Source organism: Clostridium arbusti SL206 (genome assembly GCF_000246895.1).
Taxonomy (GTDB): domain Bacteria; phylum Bacillota; class Clostridia; order Clostridiales; family Clostridiaceae; genus Clostridium_I; species Clostridium_I arbusti.
Genome location: NZ_BAEV01000042.1, coordinates 11,661 through 30,603, shown reverse-complemented (window position 1 = coordinate 30,603; position 18,943 = coordinate 11,661). Strand labels below are relative to the sequence as shown.

17 protein-coding genes, 1 pseudogene and 1 riboswitch are annotated in these 18,943 nt (G+C 33.4%); of the genes and pseudogenes, 8 read left to right on the top strand and 10 right to left on the bottom strand.

From position 1 onward, the window contains the following. Nucleotides 1-120: 120 nt before the first annotated feature. From RH99_RS09350 to RH99_RS09340, 3 genes are all read left to right on the top strand, one after another. Nucleotides 121-756 carry a flavodoxin family protein gene (locus RH99_RS09350; protein WP_010236941.1) on the top strand — a complete coding sequence of 212 codons (636 nt, stop codon included), beginning with the start codon at nucleotides 121-123 and terminating at the stop codon, nucleotides 754-756. A 14-nt stretch (nucleotides 757-770) separates the two neighbouring features. Continuing rightward, entirely contained in the window at nucleotides 771-1,955 is a 1,185-nt protein-coding gene (locus RH99_RS09345) for an MFS transporter (RefSeq protein ID WP_010236939.1), read from the top strand. A 168-nt stretch (nucleotides 1,956-2,123) separates the two neighbouring features. After that, nucleotides 2,124-2,927 (top strand): nitroreductase family protein, encoded by an 804-nt coding sequence (locus RH99_RS09340; protein ID WP_010236937.1) that lies wholly within the window; start codon nucleotides 2,124-2,126, stop codon nucleotides 2,925-2,927. Between the two features lie 148 nt (nucleotides 2,928-3,075). Here RH99_RS09340 and RH99_RS09335 read toward each other — a convergent pair whose 3' ends face one another. The 6 genes and pseudogenes from RH99_RS09335 to RH99_RS09315 all read right to left on the bottom strand — a co-directional run bounded on the left by RH99_RS09335 (nucleotide 3,076) and on the right by RH99_RS09315 (nucleotide 7,147). Then, on the bottom strand, nucleotides 3,076-3,906 hold the full coding sequence (locus RH99_RS09335; protein ID WP_010236935.1) for an energy-coupling factor ABC transporter ATP-binding protein: 831 nt from the start codon (nucleotides 3,904-3,906) through the stop codon (nucleotides 3,076-3,078). 126 nt (nucleotides 3,907-4,032) lie between these two features. After that, nucleotides 4,033-4,644, bottom strand: a pseudogene (locus tag RH99_RS19730) (EamA family transporter); the annotation flags it as partial. Nucleotides 4,645-4,668: 24 nt separating this feature from the next. Continuing rightward, nucleotides 4,669-4,956: an EamA family transporter gene (locus RH99_RS19725; RefSeq protein WP_243441478.1), complete on the bottom strand. Its 288-nt coding sequence runs from the start codon at nucleotides 4,954-4,956 to the stop codon at nucleotides 4,669-4,671. Between the two features lie 327 nt (nucleotides 4,957-5,283). Next, a complete protein-coding gene (cbiQ, locus tag RH99_RS09325) occupies nucleotides 5,284-6,060 on the bottom strand; it encodes a cobalt ECF transporter T component CbiQ (RefSeq protein ID WP_010236934.1) in 777 nt (258 codons plus the stop codon). Between the two features lie 3 nt (nucleotides 6,061-6,063). Continuing rightward, a complete protein-coding gene (locus RH99_RS09320; protein ID WP_010236933.1) occupies nucleotides 6,064-6,468 on the bottom strand; it encodes a hypothetical protein in 405 nt (134 codons plus the stop codon). Then, a complete protein-coding gene (locus tag RH99_RS09315; protein WP_010236932.1) occupies nucleotides 6,461-7,147 on the bottom strand; it encodes an energy-coupling factor ABC transporter permease in 687 nt (228 codons plus the stop codon). The genes RH99_RS09320 and RH99_RS09315 overlap by 8 nt, the downstream gene beginning before the upstream one ends. Before the next feature lie 369 nt (nucleotides 7,148-7,516). Next, a riboswitch (cobalamin riboswitch) is annotated at nucleotides 7,517-7,707 on the bottom strand. A 456-nt stretch (nucleotides 7,708-8,163) separates the two neighbouring features. Between RH99_RS09315 and RH99_RS09310 the strand changes: the two genes are divergently transcribed. Together RH99_RS09310 and RH99_RS09305 are read left to right on the top strand one after the other, a co-directional pair. Next, entirely contained in the window at nucleotides 8,164-9,096 is a 933-nt protein-coding gene (locus RH99_RS09310; RefSeq protein WP_010236931.1) for a LysR family transcriptional regulator, read from the top strand. Nucleotides 9,097-9,114: 18 nt separating this feature from the next. Further along, entirely contained in the window at nucleotides 9,115-10,233 is a 1,119-nt protein-coding gene (locus RH99_RS09305; RefSeq protein WP_010236929.1) for a 5-methyltetrahydropteroyltriglutamate--homocysteine S-methyltransferase, read from the top strand. A 291-nt stretch (nucleotides 10,234-10,524) separates the two neighbouring features. Here the strand turns inward: RH99_RS09305 and RH99_RS09300 are convergent, their stop codons facing one another. Beyond that, nucleotides 10,525-10,626: a putative holin-like toxin gene (locus tag RH99_RS09300; protein WP_010236926.1), complete on the bottom strand. Its 102-nt coding sequence runs from the start codon at nucleotides 10,624-10,626 to the stop codon at nucleotides 10,525-10,527. Between the two features lie 310 nt (nucleotides 10,627-10,936). Between RH99_RS09300 and metE the strand changes: the two genes are divergently transcribed. Next, on the top strand, nucleotides 10,937-13,234 hold the full coding sequence (metE, locus tag RH99_RS09295) for a 5-methyltetrahydropteroyltriglutamate--homocysteine S-methyltransferase (protein WP_010236923.1): 2,298 nt from the start codon (nucleotides 10,937-10,939) through the stop codon (nucleotides 13,232-13,234). 22 nt (nucleotides 13,235-13,256) lie between these two features. Then, complete coding sequence (locus RH99_RS09290; RefSeq protein WP_010236922.1) at nucleotides 13,257-14,228, top strand: methylenetetrahydrofolate reductase; 972 nt, start codon at nucleotides 13,257-13,259, stop codon at nucleotides 14,226-14,228. A gap of 60 nt (nucleotides 14,229-14,288) precedes the next feature. Here RH99_RS09290 and RH99_RS09285 read toward each other — a convergent pair whose 3' ends face one another. From RH99_RS09285 to RH99_RS09275, 3 genes are all read right to left on the bottom strand, one after another. Further along, nucleotides 14,289-16,154 carry a heavy metal translocating P-type ATPase gene (locus RH99_RS09285; protein WP_010236921.1) on the bottom strand — a complete coding sequence of 622 codons (1,866 nt, stop codon included), beginning with the start codon at nucleotides 16,152-16,154 and terminating at the stop codon, nucleotides 14,289-14,291. Nucleotides 16,155-16,162: 8 nt separating this feature from the next. Further along, complete coding sequence (locus tag RH99_RS09280) at nucleotides 16,163-16,438, bottom strand: metal-sensing transcriptional repressor (protein ID WP_010236920.1); 276 nt, start codon at nucleotides 16,436-16,438, stop codon at nucleotides 16,163-16,165. Between the two features lie 153 nt (nucleotides 16,439-16,591). Beyond that, nucleotides 16,592-17,203 carry a TetR/AcrR family transcriptional regulator gene (locus RH99_RS09275; RefSeq protein ID WP_010236919.1) on the bottom strand — a complete coding sequence of 204 codons (612 nt, stop codon included), beginning with the start codon at nucleotides 17,201-17,203 and terminating at the stop codon, nucleotides 16,592-16,594. Between the two features lie 136 nt (nucleotides 17,204-17,339). On the opposite strand from RH99_RS09275, the gene RH99_RS09270 reads away from it, so the two are divergent. Next, complete coding sequence (locus RH99_RS09270) at nucleotides 17,340-18,902, top strand: MDR family MFS transporter (RefSeq protein WP_010236918.1); 1,563 nt, start codon at nucleotides 17,340-17,342, stop codon at nucleotides 18,900-18,902. Nucleotides 18,903-18,943: the final 41 nt, after the last annotated feature.

The window sequence follows — 18,943 nt, the reverse complement described above, 5'->3', positions numbered from 1 at the left end:
CTCCCACTTGAATAAAAGTAGAGAGCCCAAATTTTAATTTGGTGCGAATCACTTTCACAGAGTGCGTTGGAGACTTACGCCAAGTTAGTCAGGTGAAGATTATAAAGGGAGGAATTTTTAATGAAAGTTGTAGCTTTTAACGGAAGTCCTGCTAAAGCAGGAAATACTTATCATGGAATAAAAATAGTTATTGATGAACTTGAGAGAGAAGGTATAGAAACAGAAATAATTCATGTAGGCAATAAACCTATTAGAGGATGCATTGCTTGTAAAAATTGTACAAAAAATAAAAATGGAAAATGTGTTATTACTACTGATCCAGTTAATGAATGGATTGAAAAGATGAAAGAAGCTGATGGAATAATTTTAGGGTCACCGGTTCACTATTCAGCAATTGCTGGATCAATGAAATCATTTTTGGATAGATCTTTTCGTGTGGCAGAGGCCAACGATAGTATGTTAAGACATAAAGTTGGTGTATCCGTCGTAGCAGTAAGACGTGCAGGTGGAATTCCAACCTTCGATCAGTTAAACAACTACATTAATCATTCTGAAATGCTTATGGCTACTTCAAACTATTGGAATGTTATTAATGGTACAACACCAGGGGAGGCAATGAAGGACGAAGAAGGAGTTCAAATAATGAGGATACTTGGTAAAAATATGGCGTGGCTTATGAAGCTGGTAGAAAACGGTGAAGGAATTGTAAAAAAGCCTGAAAGAGAAGAAAAAATATTTACCAATTTTATTCGTTAAAAGGAGTGGAGATTATGGAAAACTTAAATAATGATTTTGTGGAAAATAAACCTGTACTAAGTAATTTATTGATTATGGTTATGGCTATAGCTTGTGGGCTCACTGTAGCAAACTTATATTATATACAGCCGCTTCTTGCAGATATAGCTAAGACATTTAATGTCAGTGAAACTAGTGTGGGCTTTGCAGCAATGCTCACACAAATAGGATATGCAGTTGGGATGATATTTATATTACCCCTTGGAGACATAAAAGAAAGAAGAAATTTAATAACTATAATGCTTTTATTTTCAATACTATCTCTTATAAGTATGTTTTTCTCTCATAATATATTAATGGTTATAATTTCTTCTTTTGCAGTTGGATTTACGTCAATTATTCCTCAGCTTATTATACCTTTGGCCGCTCAATTATCAGATCCAAAGGAGAGAGGTAGAATAATAGGCACAGTAATGAGTGGTTTATTAATTGGTATATTAGTATCACGTACCTTCAGTGGTATTTTGGGTGGATACTTAGGATGGAGAGTAGTGTATGTTATTGCAGCAATTATGATGATAATTCTTATGATAGCTTTAAGAAAATTAATACCAGTAAGTAAACCTGTTTCTAACATTAAATATATTGACTTATTAAAATCAATGATACAATTAATAAAAACCGAATCAGTTTTAAGAGAAGTTTCTATTAATGGAGCTATGATGTTTGCAGCTTTCAGTGCATTCTGGACATCACTTATATTTTTACTTGAAAGCTCTCATTACAACATGGGACCCCAGGCAGCAGGCTTATTTGGATTAGTTGGAATCAGCGGTGCTTTGGCCGCTCCATTGGTGGGGAGATTAGCTGACAAGAAAGGCTCTAGATTTGTTACAGGAATATGTTTAGTTGTTATAATAATTTCTTATATATTCTTTATTCTATTTGGATTTAAAGTATGGGGATTGGTTTTAGGAGTTATATTACTTGATTTTGGAGTTCAATCCGGTAATGTTTCCAATCAAACCAGAGTACATTCTTTAAATGAAGAAATGCGTAACAGAATTAATACTGTATATATGGTAAGCTTTTTTCTAGGGGGAGCATTAGGTTCTTTTCTGGGATCTTACAGCTACTCACACTTTGGATGGTATGGAGTTTGTATTTTTGGAATAGTAACTCAAATTATAGCAGTTATTGTGCATAAAACTGCAAAATAATTTTATAAATTTAAACTTTATCCGATGACTAGCCACTGTAATAATCTAACTTTCTAAAGCTGGAGATAACAGCGACACGTCACTGGATAATTCATCTAAACTCAGTATAAGTACAAACTTCCACTGAGTAAAAATTCATTGATCAGAAGATTATGAGGAGGATAAAAAATGAATTTAATAACTGTAGATCAAGAAAGATGTATCAAATGCGGAATTTGTGTAAAGGAGTGCCCCGTGCAGGTATTAAGAATTGGGGAAAATGGCCCAGAAGATATTTGCCCCGAAAAATGTATTGCCTGTGGGCATTGTGTAGCCGTTTGTCCCAAAGAAGCTATGGATAATGTAAAAACACCACTGGCCAATCAAAAAAGTTCAAAAAAATTTCCAAAATTAAGTCCTGAAGAAGCAGAAAATTTTCTTCGTTCAAGACGTTCAATACGATCTTATAAAGAAACTTCAGTTCCAAGAGAAAAGTTAGCAGAACTTGTTAATATAGCACATTATGCACCTACAGGACATAATCTACAAGGCGTATCCTATATTATCATAGATGATAGAAAAATACTTGATAAAGCTGTTAAAATTACTGCCGAGGAATTAAAAAATGATAAGGCATTGAGTGGAAAATTTGATGATTTTATTAAAGGGTATACTGAAAAGGGAGTAGATACTATTTTACGAGGAGCACCTAGTCTTGTGCTGGCAATTGCGGATGCAGATTTCCAAAGAGGGAGAGAAAACTCTATTTTTTCACTGGCATATATGGAGTTGTATGCACCAACTCTTGGGTTAGGTTCATGCTGGGCAGGTGTATTTGAAAGGATTGCTCTTAAAGACGATTCTCCAATGCTTAAATTATTTAATATACCTAAAGATAAAAAAATAACTGGAGCTGTTATGGTAGGCTACCCAAAATATAATTATCCTAGATTAGTAGAGAGAAGTCCATTAAAATTTGATTTTTTACCATAAATGGGGTATCAACACATGAATATCAAGCTAAAAGAATGCTATAACTCAAAGGCTACCCCAGGGGTGTAAATTATGGAAGTTAAGTAATAAATTACACCCCTGGGGTGCAATTTAATTTATTATTGGAAAATATATAGGGCACTCTCAGTTATTTAATGACTTTTTCAAAAAGTTTTTTAGCTTGTTCTATAGTTAATGGTAATTCGTCCGTTTCTATTAATCCTTCTTCTACAAGGAGTTCAACTAGATGTGTCACCCTAGGGAGACGAAGATTAATGCTTCGAATAGTTTCTCTATGACTGAATACCTCTTCTGTAGTTCCGGATAGTATAACCTCTCCTTGATTTAAAAGATATACTCTATTTGCAAGAAGGGGAACTATATCCACATCATGAGTAGCAAAAATAAGAGTAATACCTAAATCCTTATTAATTGAGTTCAGTAAATTTAAAAGATCACTAACACCTTTTGGATCTAAGGCGGAGGTAGGTTCATCCAGTACCATAATCTCAGGTTTCATAGCTAGTACACTGGCAAGAGCTATTCTCTTTTTTTGACCCCCACTTAAATTATGAGGACTTTTATTTATATAGTCAGACATTCCAACAACCTTAAGAGCCCAGTTTATAGAATCTTCCAGTTCACTTCCAGATATTTTCATGTTCATAAGTCCATAGGCAATTTCCTGCCTTACTGTGGAATTGAATAGCTGATCGTCTGAATCCTGAAAAACCATACCTACATTTTTACGAATGGCAGGTAAATTTTTCTTAGTAGTAGTTAAGCCTCCTATGTTAACTGTACCAGAAGTAGGGGTAAGGAGACCGTTGAAAAGCTGAAACAGTGTAGATTTTCCAGCGCCATTGGGGCCAAGAATGGCAACTCTGTCGCCTTTATTAATATTAAGGTTAATATTTTTTAGAGCTGAGTGGCCATCGGTATAAGTATAGGTGACATTAGATACATTTATAAGTTCCATAGTTGAATTCCTTTCTATTAATCTTTGAAGTACGAACAAAAACACCGTAGAATTCTTGAATTTAATACGGTGTTTTTATAAAATATTTTGTTCTTATTGTTGCTGTTGCTACGTCTAAAAAGAACATTATGCACCTTTTGTCTTAAAAATGCGCTGTATTAGTGAACCAAAAAAATTAGATATTACTAACCCTAGAAGTATTACCATACCGCCTAACCATTGCATTTTTGAAAGTTGTTCACCAAGAACAATCTGCGCTGTAATCAGGCCTGTTATAGGAACAAGCAGGGAAAGTGGAGCTACTTTGCCTGCAGGATACTTTGCGAGTAATACGCTCCAAGTGTAAAAACCAAATAATGTTGCACAAAATGCCAGATAAAGCACTGTAAACACAGATAGGGCATTCAAGTTACTTACTGCATTGAATAATGTTTTTGGTGTATCCAACATCATAGCAAAAGCCAAAAGAGGTAGTGGAGGTACAAGACTTGACCATACCACAAGACTCAACATATCAAGCTTTTTCCCACGGGAAGCACTTTGTTTGGAAGCATACCTTACTATTATATTTGAAATACCCCAAAAAGCAGCTCCAAGAAGTGTTAATAAAAATGCTCCAAGAGGAATTGAGGATAATCCATTACTTCCAATATTTCCACCTATAAAATAAAGTCCAAGCCCAGCTGTTAAAAGACCTGTCACTTGCATTGCTTTTAATGCTTCCTTTAATAATATTGCAGCAAATAAAAGTGTAAAGAAAGCCTAAGACTGCAGTACAACAGAAGCAACCCCAGCTGGCATTCCTATATTCATTGCATAGAACAAACAAGCAAATTGTCCTACCCCAACTGTCATTCCATAAGCAATAATGTATCTCCATCCTACTTCTGGACGTTTTACAAAGGCTATTGCAGGTATGGCAGCGAAAGTATATCGTAAAGCAACCAGCAACATAGGTGGTACACCACCAAGCCCTAATTTAATTACTGTGAAATTAGCTCCCCATACTGTTACAACTAATAAAGCAAGTGCTAAATCTCGTCTATTCATAAATCTACATCCTATCTATTTATGTTTTTGTAATACCTTAATAAGTATATTAATAAATCGTAATAAATTACGATTTCAACTTAAATCATATAAAATTATATCATATTATAATATATAATCTATTATTACAGGTAAAATATATATAGGCTTACTTATTCTATAAACACCGTATTATTCAATTTTCAAAGTACAATTTTGTCTACCTATCTAATTCGACCTCTAATCACTTTATGAATTAAAATTAATAATATTATTCTATAATTGAACTACAATAATCTATAAAAGAATCTCTTCCATACCAATGAGTATAAAAATTACTTATCAAATCTAAATAAAGATATTTATCAGCACTAAAACTATCAGCACAATCCCGAATAACACTCCATAAACAATATGAGAGAATGGCACAGCATCAACATAAAAATCACTGCTAGTACTATTTTCATTATAACCACGAGAAAGCATAGCATTATAAATTTTAATACTACGATCTAGTGATTTAATGAGAACATGACCTGCCACATTTCCAGCATCTTTAGCTCTTGAAAGCCAAGAGGTGTTGTCACTCATGCGACTAACTTGAGCTCTATGCATACTGTGGGCAGTTTCTTCTAATATAAATACATAACGATACATCATAGCGGCTAAATCTATTATAGTGTTTGGTATCTTGCAAAGTCTAAGCGTCTCTAAGATTTCTATCATTGAAGTACTAAATGAAAGAAGCGAGCCTAGGGTAACTGCTGTCATAATCCTCAGTAAAATTAGAAAGCCTAGTTTTAAACCTTCATAATATCCTGGTATAGATATATTGCCAATATGTATAATAAACATAGCATGACTTCCATTAGTAAATATGAGGCTTAAAAAAACTAGCCAAGCTATACTGAAGGGCATTAAAAGGCGTTTAACTAGGGTCCAAAAGGGAATATGTAGAGTGGGAAAGATAGCCAAAGCGGCTATCCAAATCCCTGCAACTAAATACCATTTTGTAAGGCAAGCAGCTATAATAATAGTACTTAAAAACACAATGGTTTTTACTCTGCCATCTAGACTATGGAGGAAACTATGCTTTTCAGATATATTTTTAAAATCTCCTAACATAGTCTATTCTTCCCGTAAATTGCTATCTTTACGTTTTCCAAAAAGCTTATCCCAGTGATGACCAATTATGAGTCCTGCAAAGAGATTAGTAACAGAGAAGGCTCCAACCTGTGCATCTCCTGGTAATTCCACAAGTGGATGATGATTTTCTGTGGCAAGAGTATTAACCGTATCATCAGTACCACCAGCCTCCATATTATGCTTAGCCATATAAGTTCCGGATACAACTATAAATATTAGAATAACACACATTATTGCAAGTAAGTTTTTTGTATAGGAGTCAAACCATTTTATGTTAGTAGCAGGGGGATTTTTGCTATTAGTTTCTAAATCTTTTATAGTATTATGAGAAGATTCTTTACTATTAGTTAAAGAAGATTTTTCATTATTGAGGGTTGATTTAACCATTAGCTGCCTCCTTTTTTGAAGCTTTTTTAAATAAAATTCCAGGCAATAAATCAGGACGACGACTTACCATTGCTTGAAGTATAACTGCTGTGAATACAGCTTCAGCTACAGCAAGAGGTAATTGAGTTGGTCCATATCCCATAAAGAATATCATCCATTGTTTAACTAGAGGAACATTACCGTGCAGGCTAATTGCAAGTTCAAGAGCGCTGGCAAGATAAGTTACTATGTCTCCAACAAAACCAGCTACTCCAGCAGCAAGCCAAAGTGGACTATTAAATTTTCTAAAAAGCTTCCAACAGACATAACCAGAGAGTCCACCTGCAATTCCCATGGAAAGGGTGTTAGCACCAATAGTTGTTATACCTCCATGTCCTAGAAATATAGCTTGGAAGAAAAGTACAATAGCCGAAATTACCGCCGTTGCAAAGGGCCCTACCAGTATTGCAGCAAGGGATGTACCAGTGGGATGAGAACAGGAGCCAGTTACAGGCACAGGTAAGTGCATGCAAGAGATAATAAATACTCCTACCCCAACCATAGCAAGGAAGGGTTTGTAGTATAAGTTTTCATCTGCTCTCCTCTTAATTTCTCGAACTCCAGGCACAACAAATGCTGCACTGATAGCATACATGGGTACCCAGGCTGCTGGGGATAAAATACCATCTTCAATATGCATTGATAAAAAACCTCCGTTTAATAAATTTAAATTAATATTTTGCGGTAGAAATAAATTTCTAGAGAAAACTTTGAGTAGGCAGGATTTTACCATGTATTAGTTAATCACTTTTTAAGATGCAAAATAAAAATAAAGATAAGGTAAATTTATTTTGTCTGTCTCCCTAAATTGATAAGTAAAAGCAGCATGGTTAAGTATAATAGATATATATAATTATAGGTATTCTAGTTTTAAAAATAATATGATATTACAACTAAAATGTAAGTAAACGCTAAAAAGCCTTTTAGTCTGACGGCTAAAAGGCATAGATATCCTATATAATTATATAAAAAGATACTCCAGTCACCTCTCTATCTTCCGTAGAGCTTATTTGGCGAAGAATTATAGGCAGGTCTTCTGACTTAAGTATCATTACCCTTATAACCTTTCCAGTTTCCCAGTGGTATATCTATAAGGGTTCCTCTATTACAGCGGCGGGACCGTGAAGGAATTTCACCTTGCTTCCCTTTTAGGCATATGAAAATAAATAACAAGTCAAAGATGCGACGTCTATTTTGAATCAATCATACAAGGAAACAGGTGACCATGATAGTGAGCTATCTAAGGATTCTGCTTACAAAGTAGGATTCAAAATAGATTAACATACTGAAGTTATTTATTTGAATGTGCCTTAAACTAAAATAGTAAACTGATGAATGTATTTGTATGTTTAATTATATTCAGAGTAAATATCAATGAATCTTACTTAGAGGGAGTTTTTACTCCTCTAAGTTTAGCTAAATTATCCATGGATGTAGCAGCCGTTATCTCCCACTTGGATGAGAGTATTAGGTCTGGTAGTCATCGGATAAAAGACTATACTATATTACTGTTTTGAAATATAATAGATAATACAAAAACAAGGGTTTACACTTTAGTAACCTACAATTCACAATATTAATTTTGTTTTAAGTATACAATAGTTTAAAAACTAAAGCAATTAGATTTTAAGTCTAAGTCAAAAGGGAGTGAATACTTTGACTCTGCAGCAATTAAAATATGCTATTGAAGTTTCAAACTGTGGTTCAATGAATGAGGCAGCCAAGAGACTTTTTATATCTCAGCCAAGTCTTTCCAATGCAATAAAAGATCTTGAAGGTGAAATTGGAATTACAATATTTGATAGAAATAATAGAGGAATTAGTATTTCCTTAGAGGGTGTTGAGTTTTTAGGATATGCTAGGCAAATTATAGAACAGACTGAGCTTTTGGAGAATCATTACAAGGGAATAAAATTAAAACCTGTACATTTTTCTGTTTCAACTCAGCATTATGCCTTTGTAGTAGATGCTTTTGTTAGATTTATGAAGCAGCTTAACACTGAGCAGTATGAGTTCAATTTAAAAGAAACTAAGACCTATGAAATTATTGATGATGTGAGAACTCTTCACAGTGATGTAGGTATATTGTATATTAACGATAGTAATTCAAAGGTGCTGAATAAGGTGTTTAGCGATAGTAATCTTAAATTCACACCTCTTTTTAATACAAATCCACACATCTTTATCAGTGTAAAGCATCCACTGGCAGATAGAGAATCTGTAACTATTAAAGACATAGAGCCTTTCCCATGCATTAAATTTGAGCAGGGAGAGAATAATTCTCTACACTTTTCAGAAGAAATGATAAATCTTTCTGAGACAGCTAAAACTATTCGTGTAAATGATAGAGCCACTTTGTCTAATTTATTAATTGGAACGGATAGTTACACTGTGGGTACTGGAGTTGTGGTTTCTGATTTAAATGGTGATGAGATTAAGTCAATTCCACTGGACAGCAACGAAATATTTACAGTTGGATGGATTGCTCATAAGGATATTAAGCTAAGTAAAATAGCCACAGGCTTTATAGATATATTAAACGATATTGTTTCAACAAATTATTTTGATTTGAATTATTATCTGCTGTAGCAGCTAAAAGGAGAAAATATGATTAAAGAATTAATAGGGAAGAAAAGAAATATTCCACCTTTTCGCTATGATATTGTGGGAAGCTTTCTTCGTACTTATGAAATTAAAACAGCACGAATGGAATTTGAAAAAGGTGAAATAAGTTTTAAGCAGCTTACTGATGTTGAGAATATAGAAATTAAAAAGCTTGTACAAAAAGAAAGGGAGATAGGACTAAAGGCAGTAACGGATGGGGAATTCAGACGCTCATGGTGGCATCTTGATTTCTTTTTAGGTATAAAGGGCACAGAAAGAATTATCCTAAACCAAGGCAAAAGCCTAAACGGATCAAGAATTAAGGCTGAAAGCTTTCGTATTGTAGATAGGATTAAATTTGAACACCATCCTATGATAGAGCATTTTAAATATCTAAAGAGTATTGCTGGAGAGAGTGTCCCAAAACTTACAATTCCATCGCCTTCACTGTTTCATTTTGTTGAAAGCCATAATGGAAATGATGTCTATAACACCAATGAACAGCTTTTAAGAGATATTACTTCAGTGTACAAATCAGCAGTCAAGGCCTTTTATGATGCTGGTTGTCGTTATCTTCAGCTGGATGACACCGCTTGGGGAACACTTTGCAGTGAAAGACATAGAGCACATCTTAGGAGTAGAGGCATTGATCCAGATAGGCTTTCTAGAGATTATGTAAAACTTATCAATGAAAGCATTGAAGATTGCCCAGAGGATATGACTGTTACACTTCACGTATGTCGTGGTAATTTTCACTCTTCCTGGTTTGCATCAGGCAGCTATGAGCCCATTGCTGAGGAGCTTTTCAAAAATTGCAGGGTGGATGGATTCTTTCTTGAGTATGATAATGAACGTTCTGGTGATTTTAAACCCTTAAGATTTATTGATAATCAGTTTGTGGTGCTTGGACTTGTAACTACAAAACATGGTGGACTTGAAAGTAAAGAAAGGCTAAAGGCCCGCATTGCTGAAGCCTGTGAGTACGTAAACATAGATAAGCTTTGCCTAAGTCCCCAATGCGGATTTGCATCTACGGAAGAGGGGAACATACTTACAGAGGAAGAACAATGGGAGAAGATAAAGCTTGTTGTGGAAACTGCTAAGGAAATATGGAAAGAATAATGCAATTGCATCCTTACCCAAGTTGCATAACTGGAAAAAATTGCACCCCTGGGGTGTGATTTTTTCCAGTAATTAAATTTTTTATAATATGATTGATACGGAATGGTATTTTCCACAAAAATATATGTTTATTTTTATAAAAGATTTGATATAATATAAATAAGAAATGCATAAAATAAAAATAGAGTGCGCTAACACCCTATAGTATACAATTCTAGTTGCTTAGGCAACTGGTATCACTAGTTATTTTTATTATAAAAAATAGTAGCTATCCAATTGCGGCTGGGGCTACTATTTTTTTGAGATTTTTTCTATAAGTAACACTATTAATGTTAATAGTGCTATTAAGAACAAACCACCTTGAAATAGCAACATTAAAACGTCATTACTCATATGTATCACCTCCCTTCAACAGGGGTGAATGATACCAGTAGCCCACATTCAACTATTATTCTCATATGCCTGCTATAGTTAATTGCTATAGCAGGCAATAGTTTTTTGGAGTTACCCTAGTAAACCGATGTCATGTTATATTTAATTCACAGTAAAACAAGGCATGTGAAAATCCATGAGAAGTGAAAGATTCTATGTATATTTTGAAACATACAAGGAAACAGGTTCTGATGGTAGTAGTGCTATAAGGGAATTATGTTAACACAGTATGATGCAAAATAAATGGTTATTTATAGAGGGGGAGAATAAGATGACAAAAACAACAATTGTAGGTTATCCAAGAATAGGAGTAAATAGAGAATTAAAATTTACAACAGAAGCTTATTTTAAAAATGAAATAGATGCTAAGGAGCTTTCAGCTAAGGCAAAAGAGTTAAGACAGGAATATTGGAATAAGCAAAGGGAAGCGAGAATAGACATCATTCCATCTAATGATTTTTCTTACTATGACAATTTATTGGATACAGCTTTTCTTTTAAATATTATACCTGAAAGATATAAAAAATTGAGACTTTCACCTTTAGGTACCTATTTTGCTATGGCAAGAGGATATCAGAAGGGAGATAAGGATGTAAAGGCCTTACCTATGAAAAAATGGTTTAATACAAACTATCACTATATAGTACCTGAAATTGAAAAGGATACTGAGTTTTCTATAAATGACACTAAGCCCTTTGATTTATATAGAGAAGCTAAGGCTTTAGGCATAGATACAAAACCAGTGATAATAGGTATTTTTACATTTCTTAAACTTGCTCATTTAAATACAGATAAAACTTTTGAGAAGTGCTTAGAAGAACTTTCACAGGTATATATAGAAGTATTAGATAAATTTGAAGCAGAGGGAATTAGTTATCTTCAAATTGATGAACCTATTTTAGTAACAGATCTTTCAGAGAGTGATATAAACCTATTTAAAGATGTATATAACAAAATCTTGGCTAAAAACTATAAATTTAAAACTATACTTCAAACTTATTTTGGAGATGTAAGAGACATATATCCACATTTAAAGGATTTGAAGTTCGATGCCGTGGGACTTGATCTTGCTGAGGGGAAAAAGAATATAGAACTCATAGAAAAATATGGATTTCCTAAAGATAAAGTGATTATAGCTGGTATTGTAAACGGGAAGAATATATGGATAAATAATTATAAAAAGAGTATTGATATTATAAAGAAACTTAAAAAATATGTGGATGAAGATAGATTATACATAGGAACATCCTGCTCTCTTCTTCATGTACCACATACCATTGCGAAAGAGGATAAAATTTCTAAGGATTATATAGAGAGTTTAGCTTTTGCAGAACAAAAATTAGTGGAAGTCAATGATTTAAGAGAATTATCTAAGGATGATAAGTATGTTGAAAATAACAAGTATACTGAGAATACCAATATACTTGAAAGAAAAAATAGTAATTCAATATGCTTTAACAAAGATATAAGATCAAAAGTTGAAAATTTAAAAGATGAGGATTTTGTAAGAGCAGAGGACTTTGATGAAAGACGAAAGACTCAGAAGGAATATTTTAACTTTCCAATTCTGCCAACTACAACTATAGGTTCTTTTCCACAAACTAAGGAAATAAAGAAATTAAGGCAGAGCCTTAGAAAAGGTGAGATTTCTGAGAATCAGTATGAAGATGAGATAAAGGAAAAGATTAAAGACATAATTAAATTCCAGGAAGAAATAGATTTAGATGTATTAGTACATGGTGAATACGAAAGAACGGACATGGTTGAATACTTTGGAAGACTATTACATGGATTTTTATTTACTCAGAATGGATGGGTTCAGTCCTATGGTACAAGAGCCGTAAAACCACCTATAGTATATGGTGATATAAAACGTGAAAATCCTATGACAGTAAAATGGATAAAATATGCTCAGGATCAAACAGATAGACCAGTTAAGGGAATGCTTACAGGACCTATTACAATTTTAAATTGGTCTTTCCCAAGAGAAGACTTAGAATTAAAACAGATAGCATATCAAATTGGACTAGCTATTGGTGAAGAGGTACTTGATTTAGAAGCAGCAGGCATAAAAATAATACAAATTGATGAAGCTGCGCTTAGAGAAAAATTGCCCCTTAGAAAAGAAGACTGGAGAGAAGAGTATTTAGACTGGGCTATTCCTGCCTTTAGATTGACAAACTCTAAGGTTAAGATAGATACTCAAATTCATACACATATGTGCTATAGTGAATTCTCAGATATAATTAAGGAAATTGACGATATGGATGCAGATGTAATTTCTATAGAAGCTGCTCGTTCAGATTCTTCACTTCTAGACTTTCTTCACGAAAATAATTTCAAACTTGAAATAGGACCAGGTGTTTACGATATTCATTCACCTAGGGTGCCCACAGAGGAAGAAATAGAAGAGTTAATTAAAACAATGATTGGCAAACTGGATATTAAAAAATTGTGGATAAATCCTGATTGTGGACTTAAAACAAGAGGTATGAAAGAGACAAAACCTAGTTTGATTAATATGGTTAAGGCTACCAAAAAAGTTAGAAGTTACACCCCTGGGGTGTAAAATTTTCCAAAAGGATAAAACTATGTTGAAAGATAAAATACTAAATAAAGATGTGGGTATAATAACCTATGCCATAACCCCACCAAAGCAAGGTAATTCAAAAGAAAAAATTGCTGAAATTTCACAAAGGCATGTAGAAAGAATAAAGAACATAGATATTGACGGTTTAATTATATATGATATACAGGATGAAACTGATAGACTAAAAAATGAAAGACCATTCCCATTTCTTGAAACGATAGATCCTGCCATGTACAGCAATGAATATATGAAAGATTTAAATGTAGAAAAGATTATATATCGTTGTGTTGGTAAATATGATGATAGGGAATTAAGAGAATCAATAATATGCGATTCACAAAAAGATAAATTTTCAGTATTTGTGGGAGCTTCTTCACAAGATCAAGAGGTTAGACTGAAGCTATCAGAAGCATATAGTATAGGAGAAAAATTAGAGGATAATTTAACTGTAGGGGGAGTTGTAATACCGGAAAGACATACAAAAAACAATAATGAACACATGAAAATTGTCAGGAAAACAAATAGTGGCTGTAAGTTTTTTGTATCTCAGGTAATCTACAATGTAGAAGCCTCAAAAAATCTACTGTCAGACTATTTTTATTATTGTCAGGAGAATAATATAGAAATGGTTCCTATATTGTTTACTCTTACACCTTGTGGTTCTGTAAAAACTTTAGAATTTATGAAGTGGTTAGGCATAAATATACCTAAATGGTTGGAGAATGATTTAATACATTCCAATGATATTCTGGATAAATCGATTGATTTATCCAAGAATATATTTGAAGAATTACTGGATTTTGCCATGGACAAGGGTATACCAATAGGATGTAATGTTGAAAGTTTGTCCGTTAGAAAAGTGGAAATTGAAGCTTCAATACAGTTAGTAAAGGATGTAAAATTGATTATTGAAAATAAGTTAAAATTACATCCAGAAATTGCACCCCAGGGGTGTAAAAATTGGAATATATAACAAAAGTTACACCCCTGGGGTGCAGAAATTGATAAACTCTCATTCTATATAATACAATTATCATTTACTTTTGAAATTTAATAGTAATGCAGAGTTTATAATAACCACAACAGAGCCTACATTGTGCACTAATGCACCTACTATGGGATTTAAAATACCTGTAATTGCCAATATAATAGCCACAAAATTGAGAAGCATGGAAAGTATTAAGTTCAGCTTAATTGTTGCCATAGTTTTTTGTGATAGACTTAATAGGTGAGGAATGCATTTAATGTCATCGTTGACAAGGACAATATCTGCTGCATCAACGGCAATGTCACTACCAATGCCACCCATTGCTACACCTACATATGCTTTTTTTAGAGCTGGTGCATCATTGATGCCATCGCCAATCATGCAAATCATCTCGTTTTTATTCTGATATTGGTCAATTGCAGACATCTTATCTTCTGGTAGGCATTCTGAGTGAACATTAGTAATGCCAATACTCTTAGCAATATGAGAAGCTGCTTGTGGATTATCTCCAGTTAGCAATACGCTTTCTACATTGAGTAATTGAAGTTTTTCAATAATTTCTTTAGAATCTTTACGTAATATATCAGATAAAGCTATAAATCCAGCTTGATGACTATTTATTGCAATATAGATAATTGTACAGCCGTGGTTTCTATATGTAGAGGCCTTGTCCAGCATATCTTGGGATATTTCTATAGAGTTTTCAATTAGCAATTCTTTATTTCCTGCAAATATTGCATAATCTGAGACCAAGGTTTTAACACCACGACTTGCAATCATTGCGAATTTTTGCGGCTCTTGTATGATTTTCTTTGAAATAGTTTTAACATGAGAAACTATAGCTTTACCTAATGGATGCTCAGAACGCAATTCAGCTGAAGCTGTTAGAGTCAATAAACTTTCTGAACTTATATCAGCATTGAAGCTTTGTACTGCTACAACATCAGGTTTACCATAAGTAAGAGTTCCAGTTTTATCAAATGCAATTTTGCTTACCTTTGATAATCTTTCAAGAGCATCTCCTTCACGTACAAGAATACCATACTTGGTAGCATTACCAATTCCAGCCATAATGGCAGTAGGCGTTGCAAGCACCAAAGCGCAGGGACAGAATACAACAAGAATTGTAACGGAACGAATAATTTCTCCTGTAACAAGCCATGTAGCAATTGCAGCTACAAGAGCAATTACAACGATCCAAGTGGCCCACTTGTCTGCAATACCAACAATTTTTGCCTTACTAGAATCAGCCGATTCTACTAGTTTAATCATTCGCTGCAGTGAGCTGTCCTCACCCACCTTTGTTGCTTCCATATCAAAGGTTCCAAATTGATTTACTGTTCCACTGGAAACCTCATCCCCCACACCTTTATCAACTGGTAGGGATTCTCCTGTCATTATGGATTGATTAATAGAAGTTTGTCCAGAAATAATAACACCGTCAACGGCAATGCTTTCACCAGCAAGTACACGGAGCATATCACCAACTTGAACCTGCTTAGCAGGTATTGTGCTTTCTACTCCATTACGGACAACTCTAGCAGTACGAGGTGTAAGATTCACTAATTTTTCAATTCCAGCCCGTGCCTTTGCAGCGGTATGTTCCTCTAATAATGCACCAAGTGTCATAATAAACGCAACCTCACCGGCAGCAAAAGTTTCACCAATAAAAATAGATGCAATAAGTGCAATTGAAACAAGAACATCTGCTTTAATATCAAATTCACTTATAAGTCCTTCAATGGCACCTTTAATGATAGGAATACCACAGAGAATAATTGCTATCCAAGCAACGTCAATCTTGAAATTGACAATATGAAAAAAACTAACAATTAATGCTATAGCAGATATTATTAGAAATAGTAAGGTACGTTTTTCTTCATTTTTAAAAAAGTATATTAAGCTTTTCATTTTATCACCTAACCCATCCTTGAAAAATGCTCTACTGCTTTAGCAAATTCAGCAATGGTTTTTTCGGCATCACCATGTTCTATACCATCACGAACGCAATGCTGCAAGTGACCTTCTAACACTACTTGTCCAACTTTATGCAATGCACTTTTTGCTGCATTAATTTGTATTAAGATGTCTTCACAAGGAACATCCTTATCTACCATTTCTGAAATGCCTCTAAGCTGACCCTGGATTTTTTTGATTCTTGTTTGAACTTTTGGAATGTCCATACATTGACGCATATTTTTATCCTCCTGACATAATTTTAATAATATATACCTATAGGGGTATGGGTATATATTATTATGGAAAAAACATTTTGTCAATCTAAGATTGCACTCTGAGATGAGCTCAAGGTTACTGCCATTTTTGGTCAGTAACCTTGAGCTCATTAGTTATCTTTTCATAATTCCATAATACATTAATGAAAAGAATTCTTTTGCCAGTTTTGGATTATTTTCTAGTTTATCAAAGCTGGAGGGATTATTTAGAAAATAATATCGTATAGTTTCTGTATAATACAGTATTGATTCTATAGAAATGTCTTTATCGATAAGACCTTCTTTTTTTCCCTGTTCAAAGAGTTTAGCAAATCCATCTTCTATTTTTTTATAGTTATCCTTACCTATATATTCTATGGCGAAATTGCCAGGTGCAATATCTGATGAATTATTGCGTACAGATTCTACCAAGAAATGCATGGAAAAACTTTTACAAAAATTTATTTTTGACATCAATAATTTTTCTATTTTAATCTTTACAGAATCATTGCTTTCTAAAATATCTAAGGTTTCAACTAGATTAGCATCTACAAGTTTTTTCAACAGTTCATCTCTTAAATTTTTTTTGCTTCCAAAAAAGTTGTATATGGAAACCTGTGAAACAGAGGCTTTTTTTGCAATTTCAGCAATACTTACCTTGTCATATCCAAACTTTTTAAATAGTTCTAAAGCTGCATTTAATATAGCTTCTTTTTTATCTTCACGTCTTTTTTCAAAGCCATTCATCCTTACATTCCTCCAAAATATGAAATATATTTATAATTATATTACAAAACTATTGCATTTTCAATTTCAATAAAATATAATATGAAATATAAATAGTACTTTAGTTCATAAATTTTATAATTAAGGAGCGATTAATATGACTTTTACAAATGTAAACAAAAAAACTACAGTATTAATAATGATAGGGGTAATGGTGAGTATACTTCTTGCATCTCTTGACGGTACAATAGTTACTACGGCTATGCCCAAAATTGTAAGCAGTCTTCAGGGGTTTGACTACTATACCTGGCCAATGATAGCATATTTACTTTGCATAACTATATCAATGCCACTTTTTGGAAAACTTGCAGACGTGTATGGTTTTAAACCCGTATATATATTTGGAATCATTGTTTTTCTTTTGGGTTCAGCACTATGTGGAATTTCACAAAATATGATGCAGCTTATTTTCTTTAGAGGTTTTCAGGGTATGGGTGGTGCTATCCTAATATCAAACTCCCTAGCAATTATAGGAATACTCTTTGCACCAGCAGAAAGAGCAAAATATGTGGGAATAGCCTCTTCAGCAGGAGCACTTGCAAGTATTGTTGGACCATCTCTCGGTGGCTTTATTACAGATAATTTTAGTTGGAGATGGGTATTCTACGTAAATGTACCTATAGCTATAATAGCATTTATTATAATAATATTAGTACTCCCACCTCATAGGGCAGAGGAAAGAAAAAAGATAGATTATTTTGGAGCTATATCCTTAATTATAGCATTAGTGCCAATGCTTCTTGCCTTTACTTGGGCTGGAAAAAATTATGATTGGAATTCTGTTCAAATTATAGGAATGCTGGTATTCTCAGTGCTTATGCTCATTGTATTTGCAGTTATTGAAACAAAGGCTGAAGACCCTATAATACCTATGTCTTTATTCAAGAACTTTGTGTTTAACATTTCTGCTATTGAGATGTTTTTAATAAGTGGTATATTGATGGGTGGTTCAATTTTTATACCTTTGTTTGCTCAAGAGGTTATAGGTTCCAGTGCCAGTAAATCTGGAGCCATACTAACACCTATGATGCTTAGTCTTATTGTAGGGGCTATGATAAGCGGTTTATTGGTATCAAAAACTAATAAATATAAACTCCAGGCAATAATAGGTTTTGTAATTTTACTTATAGGTTCTGTGATGCTTTTAAATTTAGGAGTTAACACGTCTAACTCACAAGTAATAATTGCTATGATTATTTTGGGATTTGGAGTAGGTATTGGAATGCCTATATTCAGCGTTACTGCTCAAAGTGCTTTTTCTGAAAGTAAGATTGGAGTTGTAACTTCATCAACTCAATTTTTTAAATCACTTGGACAGACTATTGCATCCTCAGTACTTGGAACAATTATGAGTACAGCTGTGGTAAATGACTTAAAGGATCTTAATACTACAGGTTTTCCAGCATCCATTAGTAAAGTATTGAAAAATCCTAATGCATTATCCGGTGGGGGAGATTCTATAAAAGCTATAGCTTCTAAATTACCTAAAGAAATGCTTCCACACTTTATGAAATTAATTGATGATATAAAACAAATTCTTTCTAATTCTATTCACGATGTATTTATAATTTGTCTTGGTATGGCAATATTAGGATTAATAATAAGTTTGTTTATAAAAGAAATTCCGTTAAGTAAAACTAAAAATTCTTCTGAATTATGATAATGTAAATTAATTTATGTACCCAAGGGTGTAATTACTAT